This window comes from Sphingopyxis sp., from assembly GCF_035944815.1.
Taxonomy (GTDB): Bacteria; Pseudomonadota; Alphaproteobacteria; order Sphingomonadales; family Sphingomonadaceae; genus Sphingopyxis.
Genome location: NZ_DASZAU010000006.1, coordinates 117,642 through 142,052, shown reverse-complemented (window position 1 = coordinate 142,052; position 24,411 = coordinate 117,642). Strand labels below are relative to the sequence as shown.

The following is a 24,411-nucleotide window of genomic DNA, read 5'->3' as shown; positions in this document are numbered from 1 at the left end:
ACGTCACGCCCGCGGATGCGCCGACCGGTAAATGTCGAGCAGATGCGCGGCATCGACTGCGGTATAGACCTGCGTCGAGGCGAGGCTTGCGTGGCCGAGCAGTTCCTGCAGGCTCCTGAGATCGGCGCCGCCGGCAAGCAGGTGCGTCGCGAAGCTGTGGCGTAGCGCATGCGGAGTCGTGCGTTCGGGCAGGCCGAGCGAACGACGCGCCGACCGGACGCTGGCGCGGACCACTCCGGGTGCAAGCGGGCCGCCACGGGCGCCGAGGAACAGCGGCGTTTCCTTTACCATTGGATAAGGGCAGGCGGCGACATAGCGCGATACCGCATTGGCGACCGCAGGCAGGATCGGCACGATGCGTGTCTTGCCCCGCTTGCCCATGACGCGCAGCGTGTCGCCGAGCGGCAGCGCCGCGCCGGTCAGCGACAGCGCCTCGCCGATGCGTAGCCCCGCACCATAGAGCAGTAGCAGCAGCGCGAAATCGCGCGCGCCGACCCAGCCTTCGCGGGCATTGTCCTCGACATCCTGCGCGAGTGCAATTGCCTCGGCGGGTGCGACCGGGCGCGGCAGCCCCTTTTTGACGCGGGGCCCGCGCATCTGCGGCACGTCGGCATTCGACCCGCCAACAAAGCGCAGGAAACCGCGCAGCGCCGACAGCTCGCGCGCCGCCGACGCATTGCCCAGCCCTTCGGCACGGCGATCGGCGAGGTAAGCGCGCAAGTCGTTCGGGGTCAGGCTTTTGAGCATGCCCGCATCGACCGCGCCGCCGCGATGCTGCGAGAGGAAGCCGCAGAAACGCTCGGCGGTCGCGATATAGGCGCGGCGCGTATGCTCCGACCGGCGCTTTTCATGCGCCAGATGGGCGTCCCAGTCGCGGATCAGGGTGTCGCTCAAAATCGGCCTCGCTTCGCGGCAAGCCTAGCCGGTCCGCACGACCTCGGAAAGGATCGAGTCGAGCAGCAATATGCCCTCGTCGGTCACCGCCATCCGGTCGCCGTCGTGCCGCATCAGCCCCTGCCCCGCCAGCCGCGCCACCGCATCCGCATCGACGAACCCCGCGCGCGCCAGCCCGCTGCGCGCCTCGATCCGCGCCAGGTCGATCCCTTCGGTCAGCCGCAGCCCCATCAGCATCGCCTCGGTCGCGCGTTCATGCGCCGGCAAGTCGGTCTCGACCTTCAGCCCGTGACCGTTGCGGGTCACTGCCGCGACGAAATTCTCGGGCTTCTTGTGCCGCTCGGTCGCCTGCGCGAGCCGCCGCCCGTGGGCGCCCGGACCGACGCCCGCATAGTCGGCATAGCGCCAATAGGCGAGATTGTGGCGGCTCTCCTGCCCGATGCGCGCATGGTTCGATACTTCGTAGCGCGGCAGGCCGGCGGCGCGCGTCATCGCCTGCGTCGCATCGAACAGGTCGGCGGCGGCGTCGCCATCGGGAATGGTGAGATCACCCTTTGCCGCCAGCGTAGCGAAGCGCGTGCCGGGTTCGATCGTGAGCTGGTAGAGCGAGAGATGGTCGGTGCCGAAGGCCAGCGCGCCCGCCAGTTCGGTTTCCCACGCCGCCATCGACTGGCCCGGCCGCGCATAGATCAGGTCGAAACTGACGCGCGCGAAATGCCGCTGTGCAGTGGCGATCGCGCGGCGCGCTTCATCCTCGCTGTGCGCACGACCCAGAAATTCAAGCACTTGCGGATCGAAGCTCTGCACACCGATCGACACGCGGTTGACCCCGGCGGCGGCAAGATCGGCGAAATTGGCAACTTCGACCGAATTGGGGTTCGCCTCCAGCGTGATTTCGACATCGTCGGTCAGGCCCCACTGCGCCTCCGCCTCGGCAATCACCGCCGCGACAGTTTCGGGCGGCATCAGGCTCGGCGTGCCGCCGCCGAAGAAGATCGACCCGACCGAGCGCCCCGGAAGCAGCGCCGCCTCATGCCGCAGATCGGCAAGCAACGCCTCGCGCCACACCGCCTGATCGACACTTTCGCGCACATGGCTGTTGAAGTCGCAATAGGGGCATTTGCTGACGCAAAACGGCCAGTGGACATAAAGGGCTAGCGGTTCGGCCATGCGGGGCCCGTCAGAACGCCCCTGCCACCAGCTTGGCAAAAGCATCGGCACGATGGCTGATCGCATGTTTTTCGGCCGGGGCAATTTCAGCATAAGTCAATGTTTTACCGGTTGGAACGAAGACCGGATCGTAACCGAAGCCAAGCTTGCCGCGCGGCGGCCAGGTCAATGCACCCTCCGCAGCACCTTCGTAAACATCCGCATGCCCGTCGGGCCATGCCAGCGCGAGCGTGCAGACGAAGCGCGCGCTGCGGTCGACGTCCTCGCCTTGTTCGGCGAGCAAGCCTTCGACCTTGCCCATCGCCATATACCAGTCGCGCCCGGGATTGCCCTCGAACCGTTGCCGCTCTGCCCAGTCCGCGGTGTAGACGCCCGGGCGTCCGCCAAGTGCAGTCACCTCGAGCCCGCTGTCGTCGGCGAGCGCGGGCAGCCCGGCGGCCGACGCGCTCGCATGCGCCTTCAGCAGCGCATTTTCGCGAAAGGTCGTTCCTGTTTCCTCGGGTTCGGGAAGGCCGAGGTCGCCCGCCGACACCGGCTCGATCCCGAAGGGTTCGAGCAGCGCGCGAATTTCGCGCACCTTGCCCGCATTGTGGCTCGCGATAACGAGTTTGCCGGGAGCGAGCTTGCGATTCATGTCAGCGGCCCGTCGCGCGGTCCTGCGCCGCGAAGATCTCGCCGCAACCGATGCGCGCGAGACGGAGCAGGCGAAGCAGGCCTTCCTCGTCATAGGTTGCGCCTTCGGCGCTCGCCTGCACTTCGACGATCTGGCCCTTGCCCGTGAGGACGAAATTGCCGTCGGCCTCGGCTACCGAATCCTCGTCATAGTCGAGGTCGAGCACCGGCGTGCCCTTGTACATGCCGCACGAGATCGCGCCGACCTTGTCCTCGATCGGATCCTCGGCGATCGTCTTGGCCGCGAGTAGCTTGTCGATGGCAAGCCGCATCGCGACCCACGCGCCCGAAATCGACGCGGTGCGCGTGCCACCATCGGCCTGGATCACGTCACAGTCGATGATGATCTGGCGCTCGCCAAGCTTCTTCATGTCGACGACGGCGCGCAAGCTGCGCCCGATAAGCCGCTGGATTTCCTGCGTGCGCCCCGACTGCTTGCCCTTCGCCGCTTCGCGGCTGCCGCGCGTGTGCGTCGCGCGGGGCAGCATGCCATATTCGGCCGTCACCCAGCCCGCACCCTTGCCACGCATCCATGACGGCACCTTTTCGTCGACGCTCGCGGTCACGAGAACCTTGGTGTTGCCGAAGCTGACGAGGACGCTGCCCTCGGCATGGATGGTGAATTCGGTTTCGATGGCGATGGGACGCATCTGGTCGGGCGCGCGGCCGGAAGGGCGCATAAACAGTCCTTTCAATAGTGATTGCGGTGGCCCTTAGGCCGCCGGCCTCATTCGCTCAACCGCATCTTGAAGAATTCGAGGATTTCGTCGCGCGCCTGCACCGTCGGCTGGCCGGCTTCGTCGATCAGGTGGATGGTGACGACGCTGTGCGGGTTCTTCATCGGGCTGTCGGGGTTGGCCGCATCGTCGGACAGCACGCGGCCGATGAAGCGATCGCCGAGCGCATTTTCATAGGCGGCGAAGCGCGCCGCCTTGCAATATTTGTCGCCCTCGAAACGATAGGCGAGCACGGTCAGGTCCTCGGCCTCCATCCGCGCCTTGACCGCGGCGAGCTCGCCGGGCGCTATGTGCATGCCGGCGGGGTCGTTCAGCGGCAGCGACGGCTGTGCGAGCACGGGTGCCAGCACCGCGGGTTCGAGCATCATCGACAGCGCAAAATTGCCGGTAAAGCACATGCCGATCGCACCGACGCCCTTGCCGCCGCATTCCTTGTGCGCCAGCGCCGCGAGCGCGCGCAGCCACTGGACTGCGGGTGAACTTTCATTCGCCTGAAAGGCGCGGAACTGCCGGCTGATGCATCCGCCGATCATCGTGAACAGCGCGCCAGGCATGCGCGGCACCGCGCCGTCACGCCCAAAGATATGCGGCATATAGACGGTAAAACCCGCATCGCGGACCCAGCGCGCGAAGCGCGTCACATGCGGGCTGATGCCGGGCATTTCGGTCATCACGATCACCGCGGGGCCGCTGCCCATCGTATAGACGCGATGCGTGCGGCCAAGCAGGACGATGTCGCGATGATCGAAATCGTCGAGCGGGTCGTCGCGGTCGAGCGGGCGTGTCGTCATGCTATTCTCCCCCGGCAGGCACGCTAGCGCGGCACCGACCGGCTGGCGAGTCCGCGTTGACGCATCGGCCGGTCATGATAAGCCGTGCCATCACGTCTTGGGGGAGGATCGCCGATGCGACGCAACAGGATGATGAAGGCCGTTCCATTCTGCCTGCTCGTTTCGGGCTGTGCCGCGCTGGGCATCGGCGAACCGCCCGCGTCGAAGCTCGCGACCGGCAATGTCTTTTACGCCCAGTATCGCGGGTCAGAGGTCGCCAAATATTTCGAGGTCGCCGCCGACGGGAAATTTGCGGCATGGGAAACCGACCTCGCCACCGGAAAACGTTTCAACGAGCGATATGAAAAGCGCGATCCGGCGCTTTACGGACAGCTCGTCGAATTGCTCGAACCGCTCGGCCATGTCGACCAGATCACCTGCCCGTCGAGCAAGGAAATGGGCGCGCCGGTGGACCGCTGGCGTTGGACCAGTCATGGCGAAGCGCATCTCTACGGGTTTTACACCGGCTGCTACAGCGCAACGCGAACGCCAGAGATACAGCAGGTCGCGGATATCGAGAAAGCCGCCTTCGCGCTCGTCAATGCGCCCTGACGCCCTTGCCCCCTGCCGCCTGCATCCCTAGATTCATGCCCATGACCACCCCGCCGATCACCGAACTGACCACGCGCGCGCGCGATGTGTTCCGGCTGGTCGTCGACGCCTATCTCGAAACCGGCCAGCCGGTCGGATCGCGCACCTTGTCGAAACTCGCGAGCCTCAACCTGTCGCCCGCGTCGATCCGCAACGTGATGCAGGATCTGGAAGAATATGGCCTGCTCGCCAGCCCGCACACCAGCGCCGGGCGCCTGCCGACCGAGCGGGGCCTCCGCCTGTTCGTCGACGGGATGATGCAGGTCGCCGAACCCTCGGCCGAGGATCGCGCGCAGATCGAGGCGAGCCTGTCCGAAGCCGGGCCGATCGAAAGCGCGCTCGCGCAGGCGACGTCGGCGCTGTCGGGGCTGTCGGCCTGCGCCGGCCTTGTCCTCGTCCCCAAGCATGAGCGCGTGCTGAAGCAGCTCGCCTTTGTCCCGCTGTCGGCGAACCAGTCGCTCGTCGTGCTCGTCGCCGGCGACGGGACGGTCGAGAATCGCGTGATCGAGATTCCCGCAGGGCTCAATCCCTCGGCGCTCGTCGAGGCGGGCAATTATATCTCGGCCACGCTCGGCGGGCTCACGCTGACCGAAGCGATGGCGCGCGTGCGGCGCGAGATCGAGGACGAACGGATCGCGATCGACCGTGCGGCGCAGGACCTCGTCAGCCGCGGCCTTGCCATCTGGTCGTCGGACGGCGCCGACCGGCCGGTGCTGATCGTGCGCGGCCAGGCGAACCTGCTCGACGACAGCGCGGTCGGCGACCTCGACCGCGTGCGGCAATTGCTCGACGAACTCGAGACGAAACAGGATATCGCACAGTTGCTCGACAGCGCACGCGAAGGCAGCGCAACCCGTATTTTCATCGGATCGGAGAATAAATTATTCTCGCTTTCGGGCTCGTCCGTGATAGCGGCGCCCTATCGCGGCGCGGACGGGCGCGTGGTCGGTGTCGTGGGCGTGATCGGCCCGACACGCTTGAACTATGCCCGGATCGTTCCCATGGTGGATTTCACCGCACAATCGCTCTCAAGACTGATACGATAGGTTTATGACGAATATCGAAAATGACACGCCCGTCGAGGACGGCGCGACCGAAGACACCGCCGCCGAAACCCCGGCGACCGAAGCGCAGGACGAAACGGCGAAGCTCGCCGAACAACTCGCCGCCTTGCAGCAGGACCTGCTGTATGCGCGCGCCGAGACGCAGAATGTCACGCGCCGCAAGGACAAGGAAATCGCCGACGCGCACGCCTATGCCGCGACGAAATTCGCGCGCGACATCCTTTCGGTCGCCGACAATCTCGGCCGTGCGCTCGCCGCGCTGAGCGACGAGCAGCGTGCCGACGAGGGCATCAAGCCGCTGATCACCGGGCTCGAAGCGACCGAGCGCGAATTGCTGAGCGTCTTCGAACGCAACGGCATCACGCGCATCGCCGCGATCGGCCTGCCGCTCGACCCGAACCAGCATCAGGCGATGCTCGAAATCCCGAGCGACAAGGCGCCCGGCACGATCGTCCAGGAAATGCAGGCGGGCTATATGCTGAAGGACCGCCTGCTGCGTCCCGCGATGGTGGGGGTGGCGAAGGCGGGGTAATCGCGTCGCCGTACCGCAGACAAAAAGAAACCCCGGCTTTCGCCGGGGTTTTTTGTTGGATCACGCCGCTTTGCGCATCTTCGCGAGCTTCTTCAGCACCATCTCGCGCTTCAGCCGCGACAGATGGTCGATGAAGAGGATGCCCTCCAGATGGTCGTGCTCATGCTGGATGCACGTCGCCATCAGCCCGGTCATGCGCTCCTGATGATGCTTGCCGTCCTCGTCCTGCCAGTCGACAGTGACTTCGGCGGGGCGCGTCACTTCGGCATATTGTTCGGGGACCGACAGACAGCCCTCCTGATAGACGCTATGCTCTTCGCTCTCGTCCGAGAAGACGGGGTTGATGAAGACGCGCGGCTCGCGGATCACCTTCTTGCCCTCTTCGTCCTCGGGATCGGGTTCCTGCAAGTCGATGACGAGGATGCGCTTCGCCACCCCGACCTGGATCGCCGCCAGCCCGATACCGGGCGCGTCGTACATCGTCTCGAACATGTCGGCGACCAGCGTCTTCAGCTCGGCGTCGAACGTCTCGACGGGCTTCGAAATGACACGCAGCCGGGGATCCGGGGTCTCTATGATGGGTAGGATGGCCATGGCGTGCGATTTAGGTAGCCATGGCCCATAGGTCAATGATCGGCGCGGCGACCAAATTCGATCAGGGTCAAGAGCGCCATCGACGGCAGCGCGAGGAAGGCCCATGTGATCCCGACCAAGGTATAAAAGTCAGATGTATAACCGGGGCTTGCAAATTCGCCCTGCGGATTATGGTCGAGAGCCATGGCGCCAACAGCAAAGGCCGGAACGACCGCAACGACCGCGCAGATCAATAGCTGGGCTCCGAGTCTCATCCCACCGGCCTTCTCGCCCTGAGAGCCTGCGCCAGCGTCCCCTCGTCGAGATAGTCGAGCTCGCCGCCAACCGGCAAACCATGCGCGAGCTGCGTCAGCCGCACCGGATAGCCCTCGAGCCGCTCGACGAGATAATGCGCCGTGGTCTGCCCCTCCAGCGTCGCGTTCATCGCGAGCACCACCTCGTCGATGCCGCCGGCGGCGACGCGCGCGACCAGCGCGTCGATGCTGAGATCCTGCGGGCGCACGCCCTCCAGCGCCGAGAGCCGGCCGCCGAGGACATGATATTTCCCCGGGAAGAGCCGCGACTTGTCGAGTGCCCAGAGGTCCGAGACTTCCTCGACGACGCACAGGCTGCGATCGTCGCGGCGCGGATCGGCGCAGATCGCGCAGGGGTCGCTGGTGTCGACATTGCCGCAAATGCCGCACGTCACCAACCGCTCGGACACCGTCTGAAGCGCCGCGAGCAAGGGTGCGAAGCTGCTTTCGCGCTTCTTCATCAGGTGCAGCACCGCGCGCCGCGCCGAACGCGGACCGAGGCCCGGCAGGCGGGCGAGTTGCTGGACGAGCGCTTCGATTTCGGTGGAGGCCATGGAGTGGTGGTAGTGGGTGTGTAATCGGCGCACAATATCCCTCAATGGCCCCTGCTCTCGTCACCCCGGGCTTGATCCGGGGTCCATTTTCACAGCCGTGGCGATGGATGCCGGATCGAGCCCGGCATGACGAAGGATGGAGGGCGTGCTTGCACAACCCCGCATCCTCCGCCAAAGGCGCAGCCCATGCGCATCGCCTTCATGGGAACGCCGCCCTTTGCGGTTCCGACGCTCGCCGCGCTCCACGCGGCGGGGCACGAGATCGTGGCGGTCTATAGCCAGCCGCCCCGCCCCGCGCAGCGCGGCAAGAAATTGCAGAAGAGCCCGGTGCATATCTGGGCCGAGGAACAGGGCCTGCCCGTCCGCACGCCGAAGAGCCTGCGGACCGAAGAAGCGCAGGCCGAGTTCGCCGCGCTCGACCTCGATGTCGCAGTCGTGGCCGCCTATGGCCTGATCCTGCCGCAAGCGGTGCTCGAGAGCCCACGCGAAGGCTGCCTCAACGTCCATGGCTCGATCCTGCCGCGCTGGCGCGGCGCGGCACCGGTTCAGCGCGCGATCCTCGCCGGCGACACCGAAACGGGGGTCACGATCATGCAGATGGACGCCGGGCTCGACACCGGCGCGATGCGGCTGGTCGAAGCCACACCGATCGCGGGCAAGAGTGCCGGAATATTGACCGACGAACTCGCCGAAATGGGCGCGCTGATGATGGTGAAGGCGCTGAGCGACCTCCACGCCTTCATGCCCGAACCGCAACCCGGCGACGGCGTGACCTATGCCGCAAAGATCGACAAGAGCGAGGCGCGGCTCGATTTCCTGACCAGCGCGGCGCAGGTCGAGCGGCAGGTGCGCGCCTTCAACCCCATGCCGGGCGCCTTTTTCGAACTCGACGGCGAACGTTACAAGATCCTCGCGGCCGAAGTCGTGCATCCCGCCGACACCGTCGTCGGCGCTACGCCCGGCGTCACGCTCGACGATACGCTCACCATCGCCTGCAACCCCGGCGCGATCCGCGCGACGCGCGTCCAGCGCGCCGGCAAGCCTGCGATGGACGCGGCCGAACTGCTGCGCGGCCGCGCGATCGCCAAAGGCACGCGCCTCGCATGACAAGATTTGCCCTCACCATCGAATATGACGGCCGCCCGTTCATGGGCTGGCAGCGGCAGGCGCACGGCCCGAGCGTGCAGCAGGTGATCGAGGAAGCGATCCGCCGCTTTACCGCCGAGGAGGTGCAGGTGCTGAGCGCGGGCCGCACCGACGCCGGTGTCCACGCCATCGCGATGCGCGCGCATGTCGACATCGAAAAGCCGCTGACGCCGTTCAAGCTGACCGAGGCGCTGAATGCGCAGTTGCGGCCGGCGCCGATCGCGATCGTCGGGTGCGAGATCGTTCCCGACGACTGGCACGCGCGCTTCGCCTGCACCGGGCGCAGTTACGAATATCGCATCGTCAACCGCCGCGCCCCGCTGACGTGGGACAGGGGCTTGTCCTGGCAGGTTGCCAAACCGCTCGACGTCGACGCGATGCACGCGGCGGCGCAGCAATTGATCGGCCTGCACGACTTCACCACCTTCCGCTCGGCGCATTGCCAGTCCCAAAGCCCGGTGAAGACGCTCGACCGGCTGACCGTCAGCCGTCACGGCGAGGAGGTGATCGTCGAGGCCGCGGCGCGCAGCTTCCTCCATCATCAGGTGCGGTCGATGGTCGGCTGCCTCGCGCTCGTCGGCTATGGCAAATGGTCGGCGCGCGACCTGAAAGCGGCACTGGATGCGGCGGATCGGGGCGCGCTCGGCCTCAACGCCCCGCCCGACGGGCTCTATTTCGTGAGCGCGACTTATCCCTGACGCCGACCCCGCGATGGATGCCGGATCAAGTCCGGCATGACGAAGGTGCAGAAACGAAAAAGGGCGGCCCTTGCGGACCGCCCTTTGTCTCTCGCTATGCGAAGCGCTTACACCTTTTCGGCGTAATAGAGCGGCGCATGCTCGTTCAGGATCTGGAGGATCTTCGCCTGCGCGGTCTTTTCGTCGCTTTCTTCCATCGCGGCGAGTTCGCGCGCGAGGCGGCTCGACGCCGCTTCGAAGATCTGGCGTTCCGAATAGCTCTGCTCGGGCTGGTCGTCGGCGCGGAACAGGTCGCGGGTCACTTCGGCGATCGACACGAGGTCGCCCGAATTGATCTTCGCTTCATATTCCTGCGCACGGCGCGACCACATGGTGCGCTTCACCTTCGGCTTGGTCGTCAGCACCTGCAGCGCTTCCTTCAGCGTCTTGTCCGACGACAGCTTGCGCATGCCCACGCCCTCAGCCTTGTTGGTCGGCACGCGAAGCGTCATCTTTTCCTTTTCGAAGCGCAGGACATAAAGTTCGAGCTGCATGCCGGCGATTTCCGACCGCTGCAGTTCAATGACGCGCCCCACGCCATGTTTCGGATAAACGACATAATCACCGACTTCGAACAAGAGCGTGTTCACGGACATGCAAATTCCTTTTCTTGTACCTTGACCCCGATCTGAAAGTGCGACAACACCGCTGCATCCCGCCCTCCTCTGGAGGTGGATTACCATTCGGTCGGCGCTAGCCAGTCAGAGTGACAAGGGATATGGCTCCATCGGAACGCCGAAAAATGCCCCAGCCCAGTGACGGGAAGAGGCAAAATGTCGACGTGTTGTTATGGATTATAACAGATTCGCAACAAAATTACCACCCCCGCACGGAAATCCGCGGGGCAGTGGCTTGACGGCCCCCGATACCCGTTTCAGGTTGAAACGAAACAGAGATAGGGAGCCATTATGCAGGATCAAATCTGGTGGATCACCGGTGCCTCGTCGGGCATCGGCGCGGCGTTGGCACGGGCACTGGGGGCCCGCGGCGCGAAGCTGATTCTTTCGGGACGCAATGTCGCGGCGCTCGAAGAGGTCGCCGCCGCCTGCGGCACCGAAACGCTGGTCCTGCCGTTCGAGGCGACCGACTATGCCGCGATTCCCGCCATCGCCGACAAGGCCTGGGCCTGGCAGGGCCGGATCGACGGGCTCGTCAACAATGCCGGCATCTCGCAGCGCAGCCTTGCGGTCGAGACCGATTTTTCGGTGTATCAGCAGATCATCGGCGTCGACCTGCTCGCCCCCATCGCCCTCACCCAGCAATTGCTGCCGCGCATGGTCGGCGCGGGCGGCGGACAGATCATCGCCATCTCGAGCGTCGCCGGCATCGCCGGCGTGCCGCTGCGCAGCGCCTATTCGGCGGCAAAGCACGGGATCATCGGCTATCATGACGCGGTGCGCGCCGAGAATGAGCATCTGGGGCTGAAAGTGCTCGTCGTCGCGCCGGGATCGGTGCGCACCAATGTCAGCCGCAACGCGCTCAACGCCGACGGCAGCGTTCGCGGGACAAGCGACGCGGCGATCGACAACGGCCTGTCACCCGACGATGCCGCGGCGCAGATGCTGGCCGCCGTCGACGCGGGGACGCGCGAGCTGGTCGTCGCCGAAGGGGCCGAGGCGGCGATCGCGGCGATGCGCCGCGGCGATCCCGACGCGCTGTTCGACCGGATGAGCGCGATGGTGCAGGCGGGCTATGCCCGGCAGATGAACGCGACCGCCGCCGACTGAACCCGCTCCCTATTTCGCGGTGATGACCGGCGGCTCCTTGTCGGGATCGCTTGCAACATAAGCGGGATTGAAGCGGTCGAGCCATTTCTCGGTCGCTTCGAGGAACTGCGCCTCATCGGTCGGCGCCGGAAAATTATGCGTGTTGTCGGGCTGATAGAGCGTATCATAGTCCTGCCCCTTCACCTTGCCCGATCGTTCGAGCGCCGCGACCAGCCGCCTGGCCTGTGCGATCGGTACGCGTTCGTCCTTCACGCCATGCACGATCAGGATCGGCGACCATTTGCCCGCCGCATTCTGCGTCGGCGAAACGGTGTCGAGGTCCGCGGGGCCCTTGCTCAGATAATTGGCCCCGAAACGGCCGAGATAATATTTGTCGAATTTTCGCATCTCGCCCAGGTCGTAGACCCCGGCGCCCGCGATCGCGCAGCGCCAGCGCGCGGGATCGCGCTGTGCCGCGCGCGCCGAGGCATAGCCGCCGTACGACCAGCCCATCATGCACGCGCGCGCGGGATCGACGATCCCCTGCGCGGCGAGATAGTCGATGGCGTCGTTGAGGTCGTCCTGCATCCGCAGGCCGAAACCATTGTCGCGGCCCTTCTTGATCCATTCGCGGCCATAGCCGCCCGATCCGCGATAATTGGGCTGGACCACGACATAGCCGAGTTCGGCGATGGCCTGGTGCCAGGGGAAAGGCCCGAAGCCTTCCTCGTCGCGTGGTCCGAAGGGACCGCCGTGGGTGATCATCACCACCGGCAATTTCGTCTGCGCGGCACGGTGGCGCGGCATGGTGACGACGGCATGGATTTTTTCGCCGTCGCTCGCCGGATAGACGATCGTCCGCGTCGGGTTCATCTCGGTATCGCGGAACAGATCGTTCGAATAGCCGATCCGGGTCACCTTGCCCGTCGCGGTATTGAAGGAATAATAAAGGCCTGTCTGGTTGGCCTTGCCGACCCACACCAGCATCACCTTGTCGGCGAGATCGCTCGACACGATCTGCACATTGCCGGCGCCGAACTGCTTTTCGAACAGCGCCTGCGTCTCCTTGAAATCCGGATTCATCCAATAGGTCCGGGGCCGGTTTTCGGTCGCATAGACGGCCTCGAGCGCATCGCACGCATGGTTGCAGCCGACCCCGCCGACGTCATAGCCGGCGATCTCGAAAATCGGCTGGCCGAGCTCCATCGTCGCAAGGTCGAGCTTGTAGACCTTGTTGAACCCGTCCTTGTTGCTGGTCACGATCGCCTTTCCCGCTTCGGCGAGGAATATTTGCGGGACCAGCGAGTCACCCGAAAAACTGGGGTCGGCCTTGTCATAGATGGTTTTGAGGTTGTCGCCGTCCTTCGCGCGATAGAGGACGCGCGTCTTGCCGTTGTCGCCGTCGTAGCCGACCCCCATCCGGACAACGCCCTTGCCGTCGGAGGCCCATTGGCCAACGAGAATATTGGGTTTCTGCACGATGTTGAAAGCGCCGCTGCGGACGTCGACGTCGGCCACTTCGGGACGGTTCAGCATTTCATAGCTGTAGGCGGTCGACGTGCGCGAGAGCAGGATGCGCTCCTTCGCATGATCGACGTGGATGATATCGCTGGCGTCGCCACCGGCATCCTTCCAGGCAAGCGGGGCGAGCTTCTTGCCCTCGACATCATAGCTGAACAGCCGGCCATGCTCGCCCTCGAACAACCCGATCTCGCCCGACGCGGCGGTGACGACAAGCGTCCGGTTGCCGACCCAGCGCCAGCTCATGATGCGGCGATCGCCGAACTCCTTATAGGCTTCGGTCTTCAGGAAATAATCGGGCTGCGCCTTTCCCGTGAGGTCGAAGATCGCGAGATATTCGACCCCCTTGTAGCTGACCTTTGCCGCCATCTTCGTCGCATCGGGCGAGAGGCGCGGCATCTGCAGCGTCGCACGGTTGGCGAATTGTGCGGTCGGCACCCGGCCACCCGCCAGCGCGGCGTCCGCAGCCATGACGCCGGGCGCCGTTGCCGGCAGCGCCGGGGCGAGCATCGCGGCGGCGATCAGGATGCGGCGGTACGACGGCTTATCCAAGGGCTTGGCTCCTGATAATGAGGGATAAATCCTAACATCCGGCCGCCGGGAGGCAAGCTGGATCGTGAGAAAGAAAGAGCCCCGCCGGATCGCTCCGGCGGGGCTCTTTCTTCGCCTGTGAAGGCGGCGCGACTTACGCCGCGCCGTGCGCCAGCGCCGCGAGGAGCAGGATCGCCACGATGTTGGTGATCTTGATCATCGGGTTGACCGCCGGACCCGCGGTATCCTTGTACGGATCGCCGACGGTGTCGCCGGTCACCGCGGCCTTATGGGCTTCGCTGCCCTTGCCGCCATGGTTGCCGTCCTCGATGTATTTCTTGGCATTGTCCCACGCGCCGCCGCCCGAGGTCATCGAGATCGCGACGAACAGCCCGCCGACGATCACGCCGAGCAGGAGGGCGCCAAGCGCTTCCAGGGCCGCAGCCGGACCGGCCACCGCGCGGATCACGAAGAACACGACGATCGGCGCCAGCACCGGCAGCAGCGACGGAATGATCATTTCCTTGATCGCCGCCTTGGTGACGAGGTCGACGGTGCGGGCATAATCGGGGCGGCTGGTGCCGTCCATGATGCCCTTGTTGTTCGCGAACTGGTCGCGGACGTCCTTCACCACGTCGCCTGCCGCGCGGCCGACTGCCGTCATGCCCATCGCACCGAAGAGGTACGGCAGGAGCGCGCCGAGCAGCAGCCCGACGATGACATAGGGCGACGACAGCGAGAAGGTCAGCGGCGCGTCGATGCCGAGCTTCGCCGAATATTCGGCGATGTCGGCGGTATAGGTGCCGAACAGCACCAGCGCCGCAAGACCCGCCGAACCGATGGCATAGCCCTTGGTCACCGCCTTGGTCGTGTTGCCCACGGCGTCGAGCAGGTCGGTCTTTTCACGGACCGAATCGTCGAGGCCCGCCATTTCGGCAATGCCGCCGGCATTGTCGGTGACGGGGCCATAGGCGTCGAGCGCAACGACCATGCCCGCAAGCGCAAGCATCGCGGTGGCGCCAAAGGCGATGCCGATGATGCCGGCGGTCTGATAGGCGACGATGATGCCGACGCAGATGACGAGCGTCGGCAGCGCGGTCGATTCAAGGCTGATGGCCAGACCCTGGATGACGTTGGTGCCATGGCCCGTTTCCGACGCCTTGGCGATGCTCCGCACCGGACGATAGTTGGTGCCGGTATAATATTCGGTGATCCAGATGATCAGCCCGGTGATGACGAGACCGAGCAGCGAGCAATAGAAAAGGTCGCTGCCGTTGAAGTCGGTGCCCGTGATGTTGGTGTTCATGTCGCCGCCCAGCGCATAGCTGGTCGAGAACCAGATCGCCGGGATCGACAGGATCGCGGTGACGAGGAAGCCCTTGTACATCGCGCCCATGACGTTGGTCGACGAACCGAGACGCACGAAATAGGTCCCGATGATCGAGGTGATGATGCAGACGCCGCCCATCAGCAGCGGGAGCGTCATCAGCGGCACCAGCATGTCGCCCGCGCTCTTCAGCAGCAGCGCGATCAGCACCATCGTGGCGCCGACGGTGACGACATAGGTTTCGAACAGGTCGGCCGCCATACCGGCGCAATCGCCGACATTGTCGCCGACGTTGTCGGCGATCACCGCGGGGTTGCGCGGATCGTCCTCGGGAATTCCGGCCTCGACCTTGCCGACGAGGTCGGCGCCGACGTCGGCCGCCTTGGTGAAGATGCCGCCGCCGAGGCGCGCGAAGATGGAGATCAGCGAAGCGCCGAACGCCAGCGCGACGAGCGCGTCGACCACCGTGCGGTCCTCGCCGCCGACGGTGAAGCCGCCGGGACCGATGAGGTACCAGAAGAAGACCGAGATCGCGAGCAAGGCAAGGCCCGCCACGAGCATGCCGGTAATCGCGCCGGCGCGGAACGCCATGGTCAGGCCCGCCTGCAGTCCGGTCTGCGCCGCCGCCGCCGTGCGGACGTTGGCCTTCACCGATATGTTCATGCCGACGAAGCCGGCGACGCCCGACAAAATGGCGCCGATCAGGAAGCCCACGGCGGAAACCTCGCCAAGGAACAACCATACGAGTACGGCGACGACGACGCCGACGATGGCGATGGTACGATATTGGCGGCCCAGATAGGCCTTGGCGCCTTCCTGGATGGCGCCGGCGATTTCCTGCATCTTCTCATTACCCGCCGATGCACTGAGCACCTGCCGCGAGGTAATGAATCCATAGAGCACAGCCAAAAGGCCGCACGCTATCGCGATCAAAACCGGATTCATGCGTGTTGCTTCCTTCCCCATGAGAAGGGCGACGCAGAAGATAGCAGTCGAGCACGTCCGACTTATTGATGCCGGTTCGCTCTCTCCCCTGATGCGACCGCCCCAAATTTGGACGGTGATTTATGGGAAGAAAGAAAGCCGCACGCAACCCCGGTTATTCGGCGCTTTTCCGTGATTTCGGCACGACAACCTCAACCGGGGCGCCGCTATCCGTACCACGCGCAGCGTCCAGCGCCTTGCGCGCCTCGGCGGCGGATTCGGTATCGGGATCGAGTTCGAGCGTCCGCTCGAGGAGGTCGACGGCGCGCGCGAGATCGCGCTCGATGCCGTTGCCCGTCTGATAGGCGCGCCCCAGCGAAAAGCAGCTTTCGGGCTCGCCCATCGCGCACGCCTTGTCGAACAGTTCGAGCGCGCGGCGGCGGTCGCGGCGCGTACCGCGCCCGTCGTTGACCATCAGCGCCAGATTGCCGCACGCCGACTTGTCGTCGGCGCGGCAGCTCTGCTCGAACAGCGCGAGCGCCTGCTTGTAGTCCCGCGGCATGCCGAGGCCGTCACGGTGCAGGACGCCCAGATTGTAGCAGGCATGTTCGTCGCCGGCCTTGCACGTCCGCCTGAACAACCGCGCCGCCCGGCGCTGGTCGGACGTGACGCCCTTTCCGAGCGAATAGGACGCGCCAAGGTTTGCGCATCCCGCATTGTCGCCCATGTCGCAGGCCTGCCGGAAGAGTTCGAAGGCCCGCTCGGGATCCTTCTGAACCCCCTCGCCGCCGATATATGCCAAGCCGAGGTTCGAGCAGGATGTCGCCTCGCCGCCGTGGCAGGCAAAGGCATAATAGCTGGCCGCGCGCTCGTGCGACAGCGCAACGCCATTCCCGCGGCTATAGGCGTAGCCAGCCATCGCGCAGCCGGTCATATCGCCCATGCCGCACGCACGGGCGAACAGCGGCGTGGCAAGGGCGTCCTCGCGCGGGACGCCATCACCTTCATGATGCATATAGCCAAGCCTGGTACAGGCTTCGGCATCGCCCGCGTCGCAATCAGCGGCGGCGGCCGCGCGATCGTCGGGCGCGTCGGGCTGTGGTTCCTCGGGATCGACCGCCTGTGCGCGCGCCGTCTCGACCGGCGGACCCGGCTCGGCCAGTGCGGGACCGGCCAGTGCGGCCAAGCTGGCGAGACAGATTGCCATCATCGTTCGGATGCAGGTGCGGTGCCGGTTTTGTCGGTCGATCATCGACCCATCTGTGCCCGCCATCGAACAGAATATAAAGAGATTTCAGTGCATAAACCCGAGGCTGGCGGGCAAGGCGATGCGCTGCGCGCGATGCGTGAGCATAAGCCCCTCGCCAACCCCGGCATGGCCGAGCGGCGTCACCGCGACATCCAGCCCGCCCGCAATCTCGCGGATCGCGACCGCTGCCGACGGATCGGCGGCAAAGAGCAGCTGATAATCGTCACCCGCCGTCGCGGCGGCAAGCCGCGTGTCGAGTACGTCGGGGCGCACCGCGAGCAGCGCTGCCGAAAGCGGCACCGATTCCAGCATGATCCCGAATTCGCACCCGCTGGCCTGCGCCATCCGCTGCGCATCGATCAAAAGGCCGTCGGATACATCCATCATCGCATGGACATGGCGCGCAACCGCCTGTCCGAAGGTGAGCTGCGGCTGCGGCCTTTTGTAGGCAGCAAGGCAGGTCTCGTTGACCTCTTCGTGGCCGAGGCGCATCGCGAGACCGAGCCCGGCATTGCCGATCGTTCCCGTCACCCAGATCTGGTCGCCCGGCCGCGCCCCGCCGCGCGCGGGCGCGCCGCCCGGTGGTGCCCGCCCGATCGCCGTCAGGCCGAAGCTGCGCGGCGCGCCCGCGGGCACGCGCACCGTGTCGCCGCCGAGCAGGATGACGCCAAAGCGGCGGAGGACGAGGTCGAGCCCTTCGGCAAAGGCCGCGTCCCACGCATCGTCGCCGAGGCTGTACCCGACGAGCACGCCAATTGGCGCCGCCCCCTTGGCGGCCAAGTCGGAGAGGTTCACCGCGACGAGTTTCCACGCCACATCCTGCGGCGTGTCGTCGGGCAGGAAGTGAATGCCCTCGACGATCATGTCGTGGGTCAGCACCAAGCCCTCCCATTCGGCCGCATCGTCGGCCAGCCCGCGGGCAGCGGGATCGGTCGCGATGGATCGCAGGCGGGCGATGAAATCGGCTTCGCTCATGCGAAAATCGTAGCGAATAGCGCGGCGGGATAAAAGGTGCCGTGCCACGGGTCCCCGCGAAGGCGGGGATGCAGGGCGCGTTTGCGCAACGGTTGGACTTATCTGCGCACATCCTTGCCGATCGCGTCGAGCAGGCCGTTGGCGAAGCCCGCCTCACGACCGTCGAAAAAGGCCTTGGCGACGTCGACATATTCGCTGACCACCGCACCGACTGGCACGTCGCCGCGCGCGATGAGCTCATAGACGCCAGCGCGCAGGATCGCCTTCATCGTGCGGTCGAGCCGGTCCATGGTCCAGCCGCTCGCCAGCCGGGCAACTATGGCCGCGTCGATCTCGTCGGCGCGCGCGAGCGTTCCCTTGACGATGTCGTCGAAGAACGCCGTGTCGGCGTCGGCATATTCGGCGTCCTCGATCGTCGCGCCGATGCGGTGCATGTGGAATTCGTGGATCAGCTTGGCGACCGGGGTCGCCTCCATCTCGTGCTGGTACAGCGCCTGCACGGCGGCAAGCCGGGCGGCGGAGCGGGATTGGGTGCGTTTGTTCATTTCTGTTTCAATCTGTTGGCCACGCTGAGCGCGTGTGCGGGAAGTCCTTCGGCGCCGGCGAGCGCGACCGCCGCGGGGCCGATGGCCGCGAGGCTCGCGTCGTCGAGCGCGAGGAAGCTGGTGCGTTTCATGAAATCGGTGACCGACAGCCCGCTCGAAAAGCGCGCGCGGCGTCCGGTGGGGAGGACATGGTTGGGCCCGGCGACATAATCGCCGATCGCCTCGGGCGTCTGGCGGCCAAGGAAGACCGACCCCGCATGCCGTACCCTGGCGAACAGCGCGTCGGCTTCGGCGGGATCGACCGCGAGTTCGAGATGTTCGGGCGCCAGCCGGTCGCAGAGCGGGATCGCATCGGCCAGCGTCGGCACGACGATCACCGCACCATTGTCGGCCCAGCTATCCCGCATCGTCGCGGCGGTGCTGAGCGTCGGAATGACATCCGCAACCGCAGCGGCCACTGCATCGGCGAAATCGCTATCGTCGGTGAACAGGATCGACTGGCTCGTCGGGTCATGTTCGGCCTGGCTCAAAAGGTCGGCGGCAATGACGTGCGGCGCGTTCCTGTTATCGGCGACGACGACGATCTCGCTCGGCCCCGCGACCATGTCGATCCCGACGACGCCGTAAAGCTGGCGCTTCGCCTCGGCCACCCAGGCATTGCCGGGGCCGGTGACGACGTCGACCGGTGCAATCCTGTCGGTGCCAAAGGCCAGCGCGGCTATCGCCTGCGCACCGCCGACGCGCCAGATTTCGTCGACCCCGCCGATATGCGCCGCGGCCATCACGACCGGATTGGTCTCGCCGCCCGGCGTCGGGGTCATCATCACGATCCGCTCGACCCCCGCGACCTTCGCGGGCAGGATGTTCATCAACACCGACGACGGATAGGCGGCGCGCCCGCCGGGAACATAGACGCCGGCGGCGTCGACGCCGCGCCAGCGCGCGCCGAGGCGCGCGCCGGTGTCGTCGCGATAGTCGCGATCCTCGGGAAGCTGCGCGGCGTGATAGGCGCGGATCCGCGCGGCGGCGAGATCGAGCGCGTCGCGGAGTTCGGGCGCGAGCGCGGCATAGGCGGCGGCGCATTCCTCCTTCGAAATGCTCCAGCCGCTCGCATCGAGATCGAAACGGTCGAACTTCGCCGTATAATCGGCGAGTGCGGCGTCGCCTTCGGCCTTTACGCGCGCGACGATCGCCGCGACGTCGGCCGACACATCGGACGCGCTTTCGCGCCGGTCGTCGACCAGCGCGTCGAATGCAGCTGCGAAGCCGGGCGCGGAGGCGTCAAGCCGCCGCATCGCCGACTGCCTGACGGAATTTCTCGACCAGCGCGGGCACTTCGGCCGAGCGCAGCTTGAACGCCGCGCGGTTGACGATCAGCCGCGCCGACACCTCGCTGATGATCTTCTGTTCGGCGAGCGCATTTTCGACGAGCGTGCGACCGGTCGAAACCAGATCGACGATGTGCGAGGCGAGCCCGAGCTTCGGCGCAATCTCCATCGCGCCATTGAGCTTGATGCACTCGGCCTGGATGCCCTGCGCCTCGAACCAGCGGCGCGTCGTCGCCGGATATTTGGTCGCGACGCGGATATGGCTTTCACCCAGCCCCGGCGGGGCGCTGCCTTCGGGCCCCGCAAGCGACAGGCGGCAATGGCCGATGCCAAGGTCGACCGGCGCATAAAGCTCCGAATAATCGAACTCGTCGACGACATCCGATCCGACGATGCCGAGCTGCGCCGCGCCATGCGCGACGAAGGTCGCGACGTCGAACGCGCGCACGCGGATCAGCGAGATATGCGGCTGGTTCGTCCCGAACACCAGCGCGCGGCTCTTCTTGTCGAAGAAATCCGCCGCAGGCTCGATACCGACGGCCGCAAGCAGCGGCAGCGCCTCGTCGAGGATGCGCCCTTTCGGGATGGCAAAGATGATCGGTTCAGGCATAAGCGCGCCAGCCCATAAGCGGCGGAGGGAGAAAGGGCAATGAGCGACCGGTACCAGTTTGTCGACATGGCGGAGACCGGCCCCCGGGCGGTCCGGACCGCCTTTGCCAATCAGGTCGCCTATTGCCGCCACAATGATGCGCGAGTCACCGCGCGCGTCGTTGCGGCGCTGGGATCGCTACTCGACAAGCCCGCCAGCGAGTTCGCGCGCCGCATCGCGGGCTGGCAGGGCGCCCCGCTCGCCGATGCGCTGCCGCTGCGCGCCGCGGGCGGCATTCACGCGCTCCACCTGTCCGGCGCAGCGCACGAACTCGCGCCCGTCTATGCCGATGCCGAGGATATCAACGACGACGCCATCATCGCCGGAGTCGTCCGGCGGCACGAAGCCGCGCTCCTCCCGTGGCTCGACGGTCCGCCGCAGACGAACGAAGCCGGGCGATCTTCCAACTTCATCGCGGCGATGCTGTGGCTCGCCGACCAGGGTCTGCCCCCGCATTTCGACTGTCTCGAGATCGGATCGAGCGCCGGGATCAACCTGATGATCGACCGCTATCACTACGACCTCGGCGGCGTACAGGTAGGGCCGCAGCCGGGCGCAATGGCCTTTACACCCGACTGGCGCGGCCGTCATCCGCCGCAGCACCGGATCGACTTCGCGGGACTCAAGGGCTGCGACGTCGCGCCGGTCGACCTGACCGACCCGGCGCAGGCGCTGCGGCTCAAGGCCTATATCTGGCCCGAACATCATATCCGGTTTGCGCGCATGGAGGCGGCGATCGCCGCTGCGTCAGAGAAGCCGCCGCAACTGGTCCACGCGAACGCCGCCGATTTCATCGAGGCGGAACTCGCCCGCCCGCAGGCCGAGGGCACGACACGGATATTGATGCACTCGATCGTCTGGCAATATGTTCCAGCCGACCAGCAGGCGCGCGTCACGGCGGCGATGGAGGCCGCGGGCGCCCGGGCGACACCCGAACGGCCGCTCGCCTGGATCGCACTGGAGGCGAACCGGACGGTGCATCATCACGAGCTGGTCGTGCGATACTGGCCCGCCGGCGATACGCCGAAAAAACTGGGCCATGCCCATGCGCATGGCGCGTGGATCGAGTGGCTGGACTAGCCGACGTCGGATCGCGTCGATTCCGGGGTGGAGAGCCGCCCTTCCCGATATTCGTCATCCCGGACTTGATCCGGGATCCATCGCAGCACTGAAGTCGTGAACCCCGGATCAAGTCCGGGGTGACGATGATAGCTATGGCCACAACCGGCCGAAAGCGACCGTTCGGCTGCCTTCAGAGCCGCGCTTCCAGTTGGGCCAGAAGCTGTTGCACGGGCGGCAGGGCGCGCGGCGCTTCCCATCCGGCCTCGATCGCCGCGATGCGTTCGAACAGGCGCTCGCTGGCCGAAATGATGCGGCGGACCGATATGTCGAAACGCGCGCACACATCCCAGTCGGCGGCGACGGGCTCTCCGATGCGCGCCGCGCTGTCGTTCGGCCCGGCGCCCGGATCGCCCGCAAACATCGCGCGTCGGTGAAGCAGCCAGGCGATGACGTGCATCAGGCGCGTCGTCGTCTTCAGCGATTCGCACGCGAGGCCGATCTGCGACAGGGCGTCGCCGTTCGCGCGTCCAAGGTCGCGCTGTGCGGCAAAGGCGGCATGCGCCTCATCGGCAAGCAACATCGCCTCGACATAGAGATTTTCCACCTGCGCGCGCTGCACCGGCCTTGCCATCGCCATCATGTCTGCCTGCCCACCGACCATGGGACGGGGATGCCACGCCGCCGGGCGGCTTCGCAATGGCGGTAACCATGAAATCTCGGGTGCCGAGCGTCCCGTTTTGATTCAGCGCCTTACCCGGATCAGGCGATGATGTCGGGAACCAGCTGATCCTCGCACCAGGCGATCTCGTCGCGCAGGCGCAGCTTGCGTTTTTTCAATCGCGCGATCTGCAACTGGTCGGGCACCGCGCCGTCGCCGAGCGCGATGATCGCGGCGTCGAGATCGCGATGCTCGACGCGAAGCAGTTCCAGGCGCTGGGTAATTTCCTCGGGGCTCACGCCCGCCTTCCTGCCACGTTCACCGCTGGTCCGCAACGGGGACCGGCTGACCGAATCGCGACGACATTCGGTGCGATTCGTGATTTACTCAGCCATGCCAATCGAGTCGAAAAAGGAGAATGGCATATGAGCACGTCGCACCTTTCCGCCCTGAAGTCCCGCCACGCGGACCTCGACGAGAAAATTGCGAATGAGGAACGCCGCCCCTGCCCCGACGCAGGCGTGCTGGCACAGATGAAAAAGCAGAAGCTCAAAATCAAGGAAGAGATGCTCGCGATCGCCTGACGATCGCGACAACCGCCGCCCGCTGATGCTGCCCTATGCAGGACGCATCAGCGTCGGCGGTACAAGGCCCCCCGTTCGAGGCCAGTGCGCCGAAGATGCGGCGGCAGATCGGACTCCGAAACCACCTGACGACGAACCGCCTGCGGATCGACCGGCCGGTCGAACGCAATGCCGAACTTGCCCTCGCCCGCCCAGACGACGCGGCCCGGCACCGGGCCGACGTTGCGCAGTTCGACCTCGACCGTCGCCCCCTGCTCGATTCGCACCTTGGCCTCGGCCAGCATGCCGCCGGCCGACAGGTTGCGCACGCGCACGACGACGGCATCGGTCTTGCCCGGCACGACCAGATTGGCCTGCATGAACAGGCTGTCCCGATCGGCGCCGCGCGACAGCGCAGCGACTTCCTCGTCCACTGATGTTGGTACGCGCGATTCCATTGCGACCCGTTCCCCGCGTTGAATGTCAGGGCGCGAATCTAGGTCCGGGTCGTTGCGGAATCGTAAATGGGGCGAACGCCCGCGCGATCAATCCTCGCGCGAAATCCGTTCGTTGCGTTCGTGACGCTCCTGCGCCTCCAGCGTCATCGTCGCGATGGGCCGGGCCTGCAGGCGCGCAAGCGAAATCGGCTCGCCCGTAACGGCGCAATAGCCATATTCGCCTTCGTCGATGCGGCGGATCGCCGAATCGATCTTGGCAATCAGCTTGCGCTGACGATCGCGCGTGCGCAGTTCGATCGCCCAGTCGGTCTCGCTCGAAGCGCGGTCGGCAAGGTCGGGTTCGCGAAGCGGTCCGTCCTGGAGATGCGCGAGCGTCGATTCGGATTCGAACAGGATCGATTTTTTCCAGGCGAGGAGCAGGCCGCGGAAATAGTCCTGCTGCCGCTCGTTCATAAACTCTTCGTCGTCGCTGGGGACGTAATCCGAATCCAGATTGGATATGGCTTCGCGAAGCGCGTCTGCGCCAACATCGGCAATCTTGGTCGGCATGAGGGGCTCTCGCGTCCTTTCCTGTCACCCCGCAGGCCGTCAAGCGTGCAGGGAGTGGCGCGCCTATAACCAGCCACCGGTCACGATACAAGCGCCGAAGCAGCGCATCGCATCGACCGCGTGAAGCAGGGCTGAACCGGCGTACACCAGCCGATGATTCCCGGTCGCCAAAGGACCCGGCCGGGGGGCCGCGTCAGCCCCCATTTAGGGCCGAAGATTAACCAATCGCATAGAATCGTTGCAGATTCCGTTCTGTTTTGGGACAGATACGGTGATTTTGGTTGATTCCGGTGCCCATTTCCCGCTGTCGGACAGGCAAACGCGGTTAACGCGATTGCCGCGTTCATAAAGCTTTGGCCTTTTGGGTTATAGCGAAGGTGAAATTGGGTGTCGGTCGAGGACGCTTCGCACCTGCAACGGGAAAGAAAGAGAAACCTATGTCTGTCCGAATGGCCCTTGCCAAGCTTTGCGCCTGCACCTGCGGCGGGGCACTCATCGGTGGCGGCGCGATGCAGATCGCCGACGTTCCGAAGGCGCGCGCGGCGCAATCCT

At 65.7% G+C, this 24,411-nt stretch carries 28 protein-coding genes; 8 read left to right on the top strand and 20 right to left on the bottom strand.

All coding sequences use genetic code 11. The annotated features are described in order from the left end of the window. Nucleotides 1–3: 3 nt before the first annotated feature. The 5 genes from VGU00_RS09570 to VGU00_RS09550 are packed head-to-tail and all read right to left on the bottom strand — an operon-like array spanning nucleotide 4 to nucleotide 4,264. Nucleotides 4–894 (bottom strand): tyrosine recombinase XerC, encoded by an 891-nt coding sequence (locus VGU00_RS09570; protein WP_327467875.1) that lies wholly within the window; start codon nucleotides 892–894, stop codon nucleotides 4–6. Nucleotides 895–918: 24 nt separating this feature from the next. Continuing rightward, nucleotides 919–2,064 (bottom strand): radical SAM family heme chaperone HemW, encoded by a 1,146-nt coding sequence (gene hemW, locus VGU00_RS09565; RefSeq protein WP_327467873.1) that lies wholly within the window; start codon nucleotides 2,062–2,064, stop codon nucleotides 919–921. 10 nt (nucleotides 2,065–2,074) lie between these two features. Continuing rightward, nucleotides 2,075–2,698, bottom strand: coding sequence for an RdgB/HAM1 family non-canonical purine NTP pyrophosphatase (rdgB, locus tag VGU00_RS09560; RefSeq protein WP_327467871.1), 624 nt, complete (start codon nucleotides 2,696–2,698; stop codon nucleotides 2,075–2,077). Between the two features lies 1 nt (nucleotide 2,699). Next, nucleotides 2,700–3,416 (bottom strand): ribonuclease PH, encoded by a 717-nt coding sequence (gene rph, locus VGU00_RS09555; RefSeq protein ID WP_327467869.1) that lies wholly within the window; start codon nucleotides 3,414–3,416, stop codon nucleotides 2,700–2,702. A 47-nt stretch (nucleotides 3,417–3,463) separates the two neighbouring features. Beyond that, nucleotides 3,464–4,264, bottom strand: coding sequence for a dienelactone hydrolase family protein (locus VGU00_RS09550; RefSeq protein WP_327467867.1), 801 nt, complete (start codon nucleotides 4,262–4,264; stop codon nucleotides 3,464–3,466). Between the two features lie 114 nt (nucleotides 4,265–4,378). Here VGU00_RS09550 and VGU00_RS09545 point away from each other — a divergent pair, with 114 nt between their 5' ends. From VGU00_RS09545 to grpE, 3 genes are read left to right on the top strand one after another with little or no spacing between them, the layout of a single operon-like run. Beyond that, nucleotides 4,379–4,855, top strand: a complete 477-nt coding sequence (locus VGU00_RS09545; protein WP_327467865.1) for a hypothetical protein — start codon at nucleotides 4,379–4,381, stop codon at nucleotides 4,853–4,855. A gap of 41 nt (nucleotides 4,856–4,896) precedes the next feature. Continuing rightward, entirely contained in the window at nucleotides 4,897–5,940 is a 1,044-nt protein-coding gene (gene hrcA, locus VGU00_RS09540) for a heat-inducible transcriptional repressor HrcA (RefSeq protein WP_327467863.1), read from the top strand. 4 nt (nucleotides 5,941–5,944) lie between these two features. After that, entirely contained in the window at nucleotides 5,945–6,490 is a 546-nt protein-coding gene (gene grpE / locus VGU00_RS09535) for a nucleotide exchange factor GrpE (protein ID WP_327467861.1), read from the top strand. Nucleotides 6,491–6,550: 60 nt separating this feature from the next. Here grpE and def read toward each other — a convergent pair whose 3' ends face one another. From def to recR, 3 genes are read right to left on the bottom strand one after another with little or no spacing between them, the layout of a single operon-like run. Continuing rightward, entirely contained in the window at nucleotides 6,551–7,084 is a 534-nt protein-coding gene (gene def, locus VGU00_RS09530) for a peptide deformylase (protein WP_327467859.1), read from the bottom strand. Nucleotides 7,085–7,116: 32 nt separating this feature from the next. After that, a complete protein-coding gene (locus VGU00_RS09525; protein WP_327467857.1) occupies nucleotides 7,117–7,317 on the bottom strand; it encodes a hypothetical protein in 201 nt (66 codons plus the stop codon). 17 nt (nucleotides 7,318–7,334) lie between these two features. Further along, entirely contained in the window at nucleotides 7,335–7,931 is a 597-nt protein-coding gene (recR, locus tag VGU00_RS09520; protein WP_327467855.1) for a recombination mediator RecR, read from the bottom strand. Nucleotides 7,932–8,117: 186 nt separating this feature from the next. Between recR and fmt the strand changes: the two genes are divergently transcribed. After that, complete coding sequence (fmt, locus tag VGU00_RS09515) at nucleotides 8,118–9,038, top strand: methionyl-tRNA formyltransferase (RefSeq protein ID WP_327467853.1); 921 nt, start codon at nucleotides 8,118–8,120, stop codon at nucleotides 9,036–9,038. Beyond that, nucleotides 9,035–9,775 carry a tRNA pseudouridine(38-40) synthase TruA gene (gene truA / locus VGU00_RS09510; RefSeq protein ID WP_327467851.1) on the top strand — a complete coding sequence of 247 codons (741 nt, stop codon included), beginning with the start codon at nucleotides 9,035–9,037 and terminating at the stop codon, nucleotides 9,773–9,775. The genes fmt and truA overlap by 4 nt, the downstream gene beginning before the upstream one ends. A gap of 107 nt (nucleotides 9,776–9,882) precedes the next feature. On the opposite strand, the gene VGU00_RS09505 is transcribed toward truA, so the two are convergent. Next, on the bottom strand, nucleotides 9,883–10,410 hold the full coding sequence (locus VGU00_RS09505) for a CarD family transcriptional regulator (RefSeq protein WP_058802493.1): 528 nt from the start codon (nucleotides 10,408–10,410) through the stop codon (nucleotides 9,883–9,885). A 312-nt stretch (nucleotides 10,411–10,722) separates the two neighbouring features. On the opposite strand from VGU00_RS09505, the gene VGU00_RS09500 reads away from it, so the two are divergent. Then, nucleotides 10,723–11,541, top strand: a complete 819-nt coding sequence (locus VGU00_RS09500; protein ID WP_327467848.1) for an SDR family NAD(P)-dependent oxidoreductase — start codon at nucleotides 10,723–10,725, stop codon at nucleotides 11,539–11,541. Nucleotides 11,542–11,550: 9 nt separating this feature from the next. Here the strand turns inward: VGU00_RS09500 and VGU00_RS09495 are convergent, their stop codons facing one another. The 7 genes from VGU00_RS09495 to hisG all read right to left on the bottom strand — a co-directional run bounded on the left by VGU00_RS09495 (nucleotide 11,551) and on the right by hisG (nucleotide 20,530). Then, nucleotides 11,551–13,593, bottom strand: a complete 2,043-nt coding sequence (locus VGU00_RS09495; protein ID WP_327467846.1) for an alpha/beta hydrolase family protein — start codon at nucleotides 13,591–13,593, stop codon at nucleotides 11,551–11,553. 133 nt (nucleotides 13,594–13,726) lie between these two features. Next, nucleotides 13,727–15,844, bottom strand: coding sequence for a sodium-translocating pyrophosphatase (locus VGU00_RS09490; RefSeq protein WP_327467844.1), 2,118 nt, complete (start codon nucleotides 15,842–15,844; stop codon nucleotides 13,727–13,729). A gap of 154 nt (nucleotides 15,845–15,998) precedes the next feature. Next, a complete protein-coding gene (locus tag VGU00_RS09485) occupies nucleotides 15,999–17,075 on the bottom strand; it encodes a tetratricopeptide repeat protein (protein WP_327467842.1) in 1,077 nt (358 codons plus the stop codon). Nucleotides 17,076–17,117: 42 nt separating this feature from the next. After that, the gene (thiL, locus tag VGU00_RS09480; RefSeq protein ID WP_327467840.1) at nucleotides 17,118–18,047 is read right to left on the bottom strand and encodes a thiamine-phosphate kinase; all 930 of its coding nucleotides are present in this window, start codon (nucleotides 18,045–18,047) and stop codon (nucleotides 17,118–17,120) included. A 98-nt stretch (nucleotides 18,048–18,145) separates the two neighbouring features. Then, nucleotides 18,146–18,592, bottom strand: a complete 447-nt coding sequence (nusB, locus tag VGU00_RS09475) for a transcription antitermination factor NusB (protein WP_327467838.1) — start codon at nucleotides 18,590–18,592, stop codon at nucleotides 18,146–18,148. Continuing rightward, nucleotides 18,589–19,887 carry a histidinol dehydrogenase gene (gene hisD / locus VGU00_RS09470; RefSeq protein WP_327467836.1) on the bottom strand — a complete coding sequence of 433 codons (1,299 nt, stop codon included), beginning with the start codon at nucleotides 19,885–19,887 and terminating at the stop codon, nucleotides 18,589–18,591. Before hisD ends, nusB begins: the two co-directional genes overlap by 4 nt. After that, nucleotides 19,874–20,530 carry an ATP phosphoribosyltransferase gene (gene hisG, locus VGU00_RS09465; protein ID WP_327467834.1) on the bottom strand — a complete coding sequence of 219 codons (657 nt, stop codon included), beginning with the start codon at nucleotides 20,528–20,530 and terminating at the stop codon, nucleotides 19,874–19,876. The genes hisD and hisG overlap by 14 nt, the downstream gene beginning before the upstream one ends. Nucleotides 20,531–20,569: 39 nt before the next feature. On the opposite strand from hisG, the gene VGU00_RS09460 reads away from it, so the two are divergent. Continuing rightward, nucleotides 20,570–21,649, top strand: a complete 1,080-nt coding sequence (locus VGU00_RS09460; protein ID WP_327467832.1) for a DUF2332 domain-containing protein — start codon at nucleotides 20,570–20,572, stop codon at nucleotides 21,647–21,649. Between the two features lie 172 nt (nucleotides 21,650–21,821). Here VGU00_RS09460 and VGU00_RS09455 read toward each other — a convergent pair whose 3' ends face one another. Both VGU00_RS09455 and VGU00_RS09450 read right to left on the bottom strand, forming a co-directional pair. Next, on the bottom strand, nucleotides 21,822–22,292 hold the full coding sequence (locus VGU00_RS09455; protein ID WP_327467830.1) for a DUF1465 family protein: 471 nt from the start codon (nucleotides 22,290–22,292) through the stop codon (nucleotides 21,822–21,824). A 98-nt stretch (nucleotides 22,293–22,390) separates the two neighbouring features. Further along, nucleotides 22,391–22,588: a YdcH family protein gene (locus VGU00_RS09450; RefSeq protein ID WP_327467828.1), complete on the bottom strand. Its 198-nt coding sequence runs from the start codon at nucleotides 22,586–22,588 to the stop codon at nucleotides 22,391–22,393. 126 nt (nucleotides 22,589–22,714) lie between these two features. On the opposite strand from VGU00_RS09450, the gene VGU00_RS09445 reads away from it, so the two are divergent. Further along, entirely contained in the window at nucleotides 22,715–22,873 is a 159-nt protein-coding gene (locus VGU00_RS09445) for a YdcH family protein (protein ID WP_082665215.1), read from the top strand. A gap of 47 nt (nucleotides 22,874–22,920) precedes the next feature. Here VGU00_RS09445 and VGU00_RS09440 read toward each other — a convergent pair whose 3' ends face one another. Together VGU00_RS09440 and dksA are read right to left on the bottom strand one after the other, a co-directional pair. Further along, nucleotides 22,921–23,286: a PilZ domain-containing protein gene (locus tag VGU00_RS09440; protein ID WP_327467825.1), complete on the bottom strand. Its 366-nt coding sequence runs from the start codon at nucleotides 23,284–23,286 to the stop codon at nucleotides 22,921–22,923. 111 nt (nucleotides 23,287–23,397) lie between these two features. Then, nucleotides 23,398–23,859, bottom strand: coding sequence for an RNA polymerase-binding protein DksA (gene dksA, locus VGU00_RS09435; RefSeq protein ID WP_327467823.1), 462 nt, complete (start codon nucleotides 23,857–23,859; stop codon nucleotides 23,398–23,400). Nucleotides 23,860–24,411: the final 552 nt, after the last annotated feature.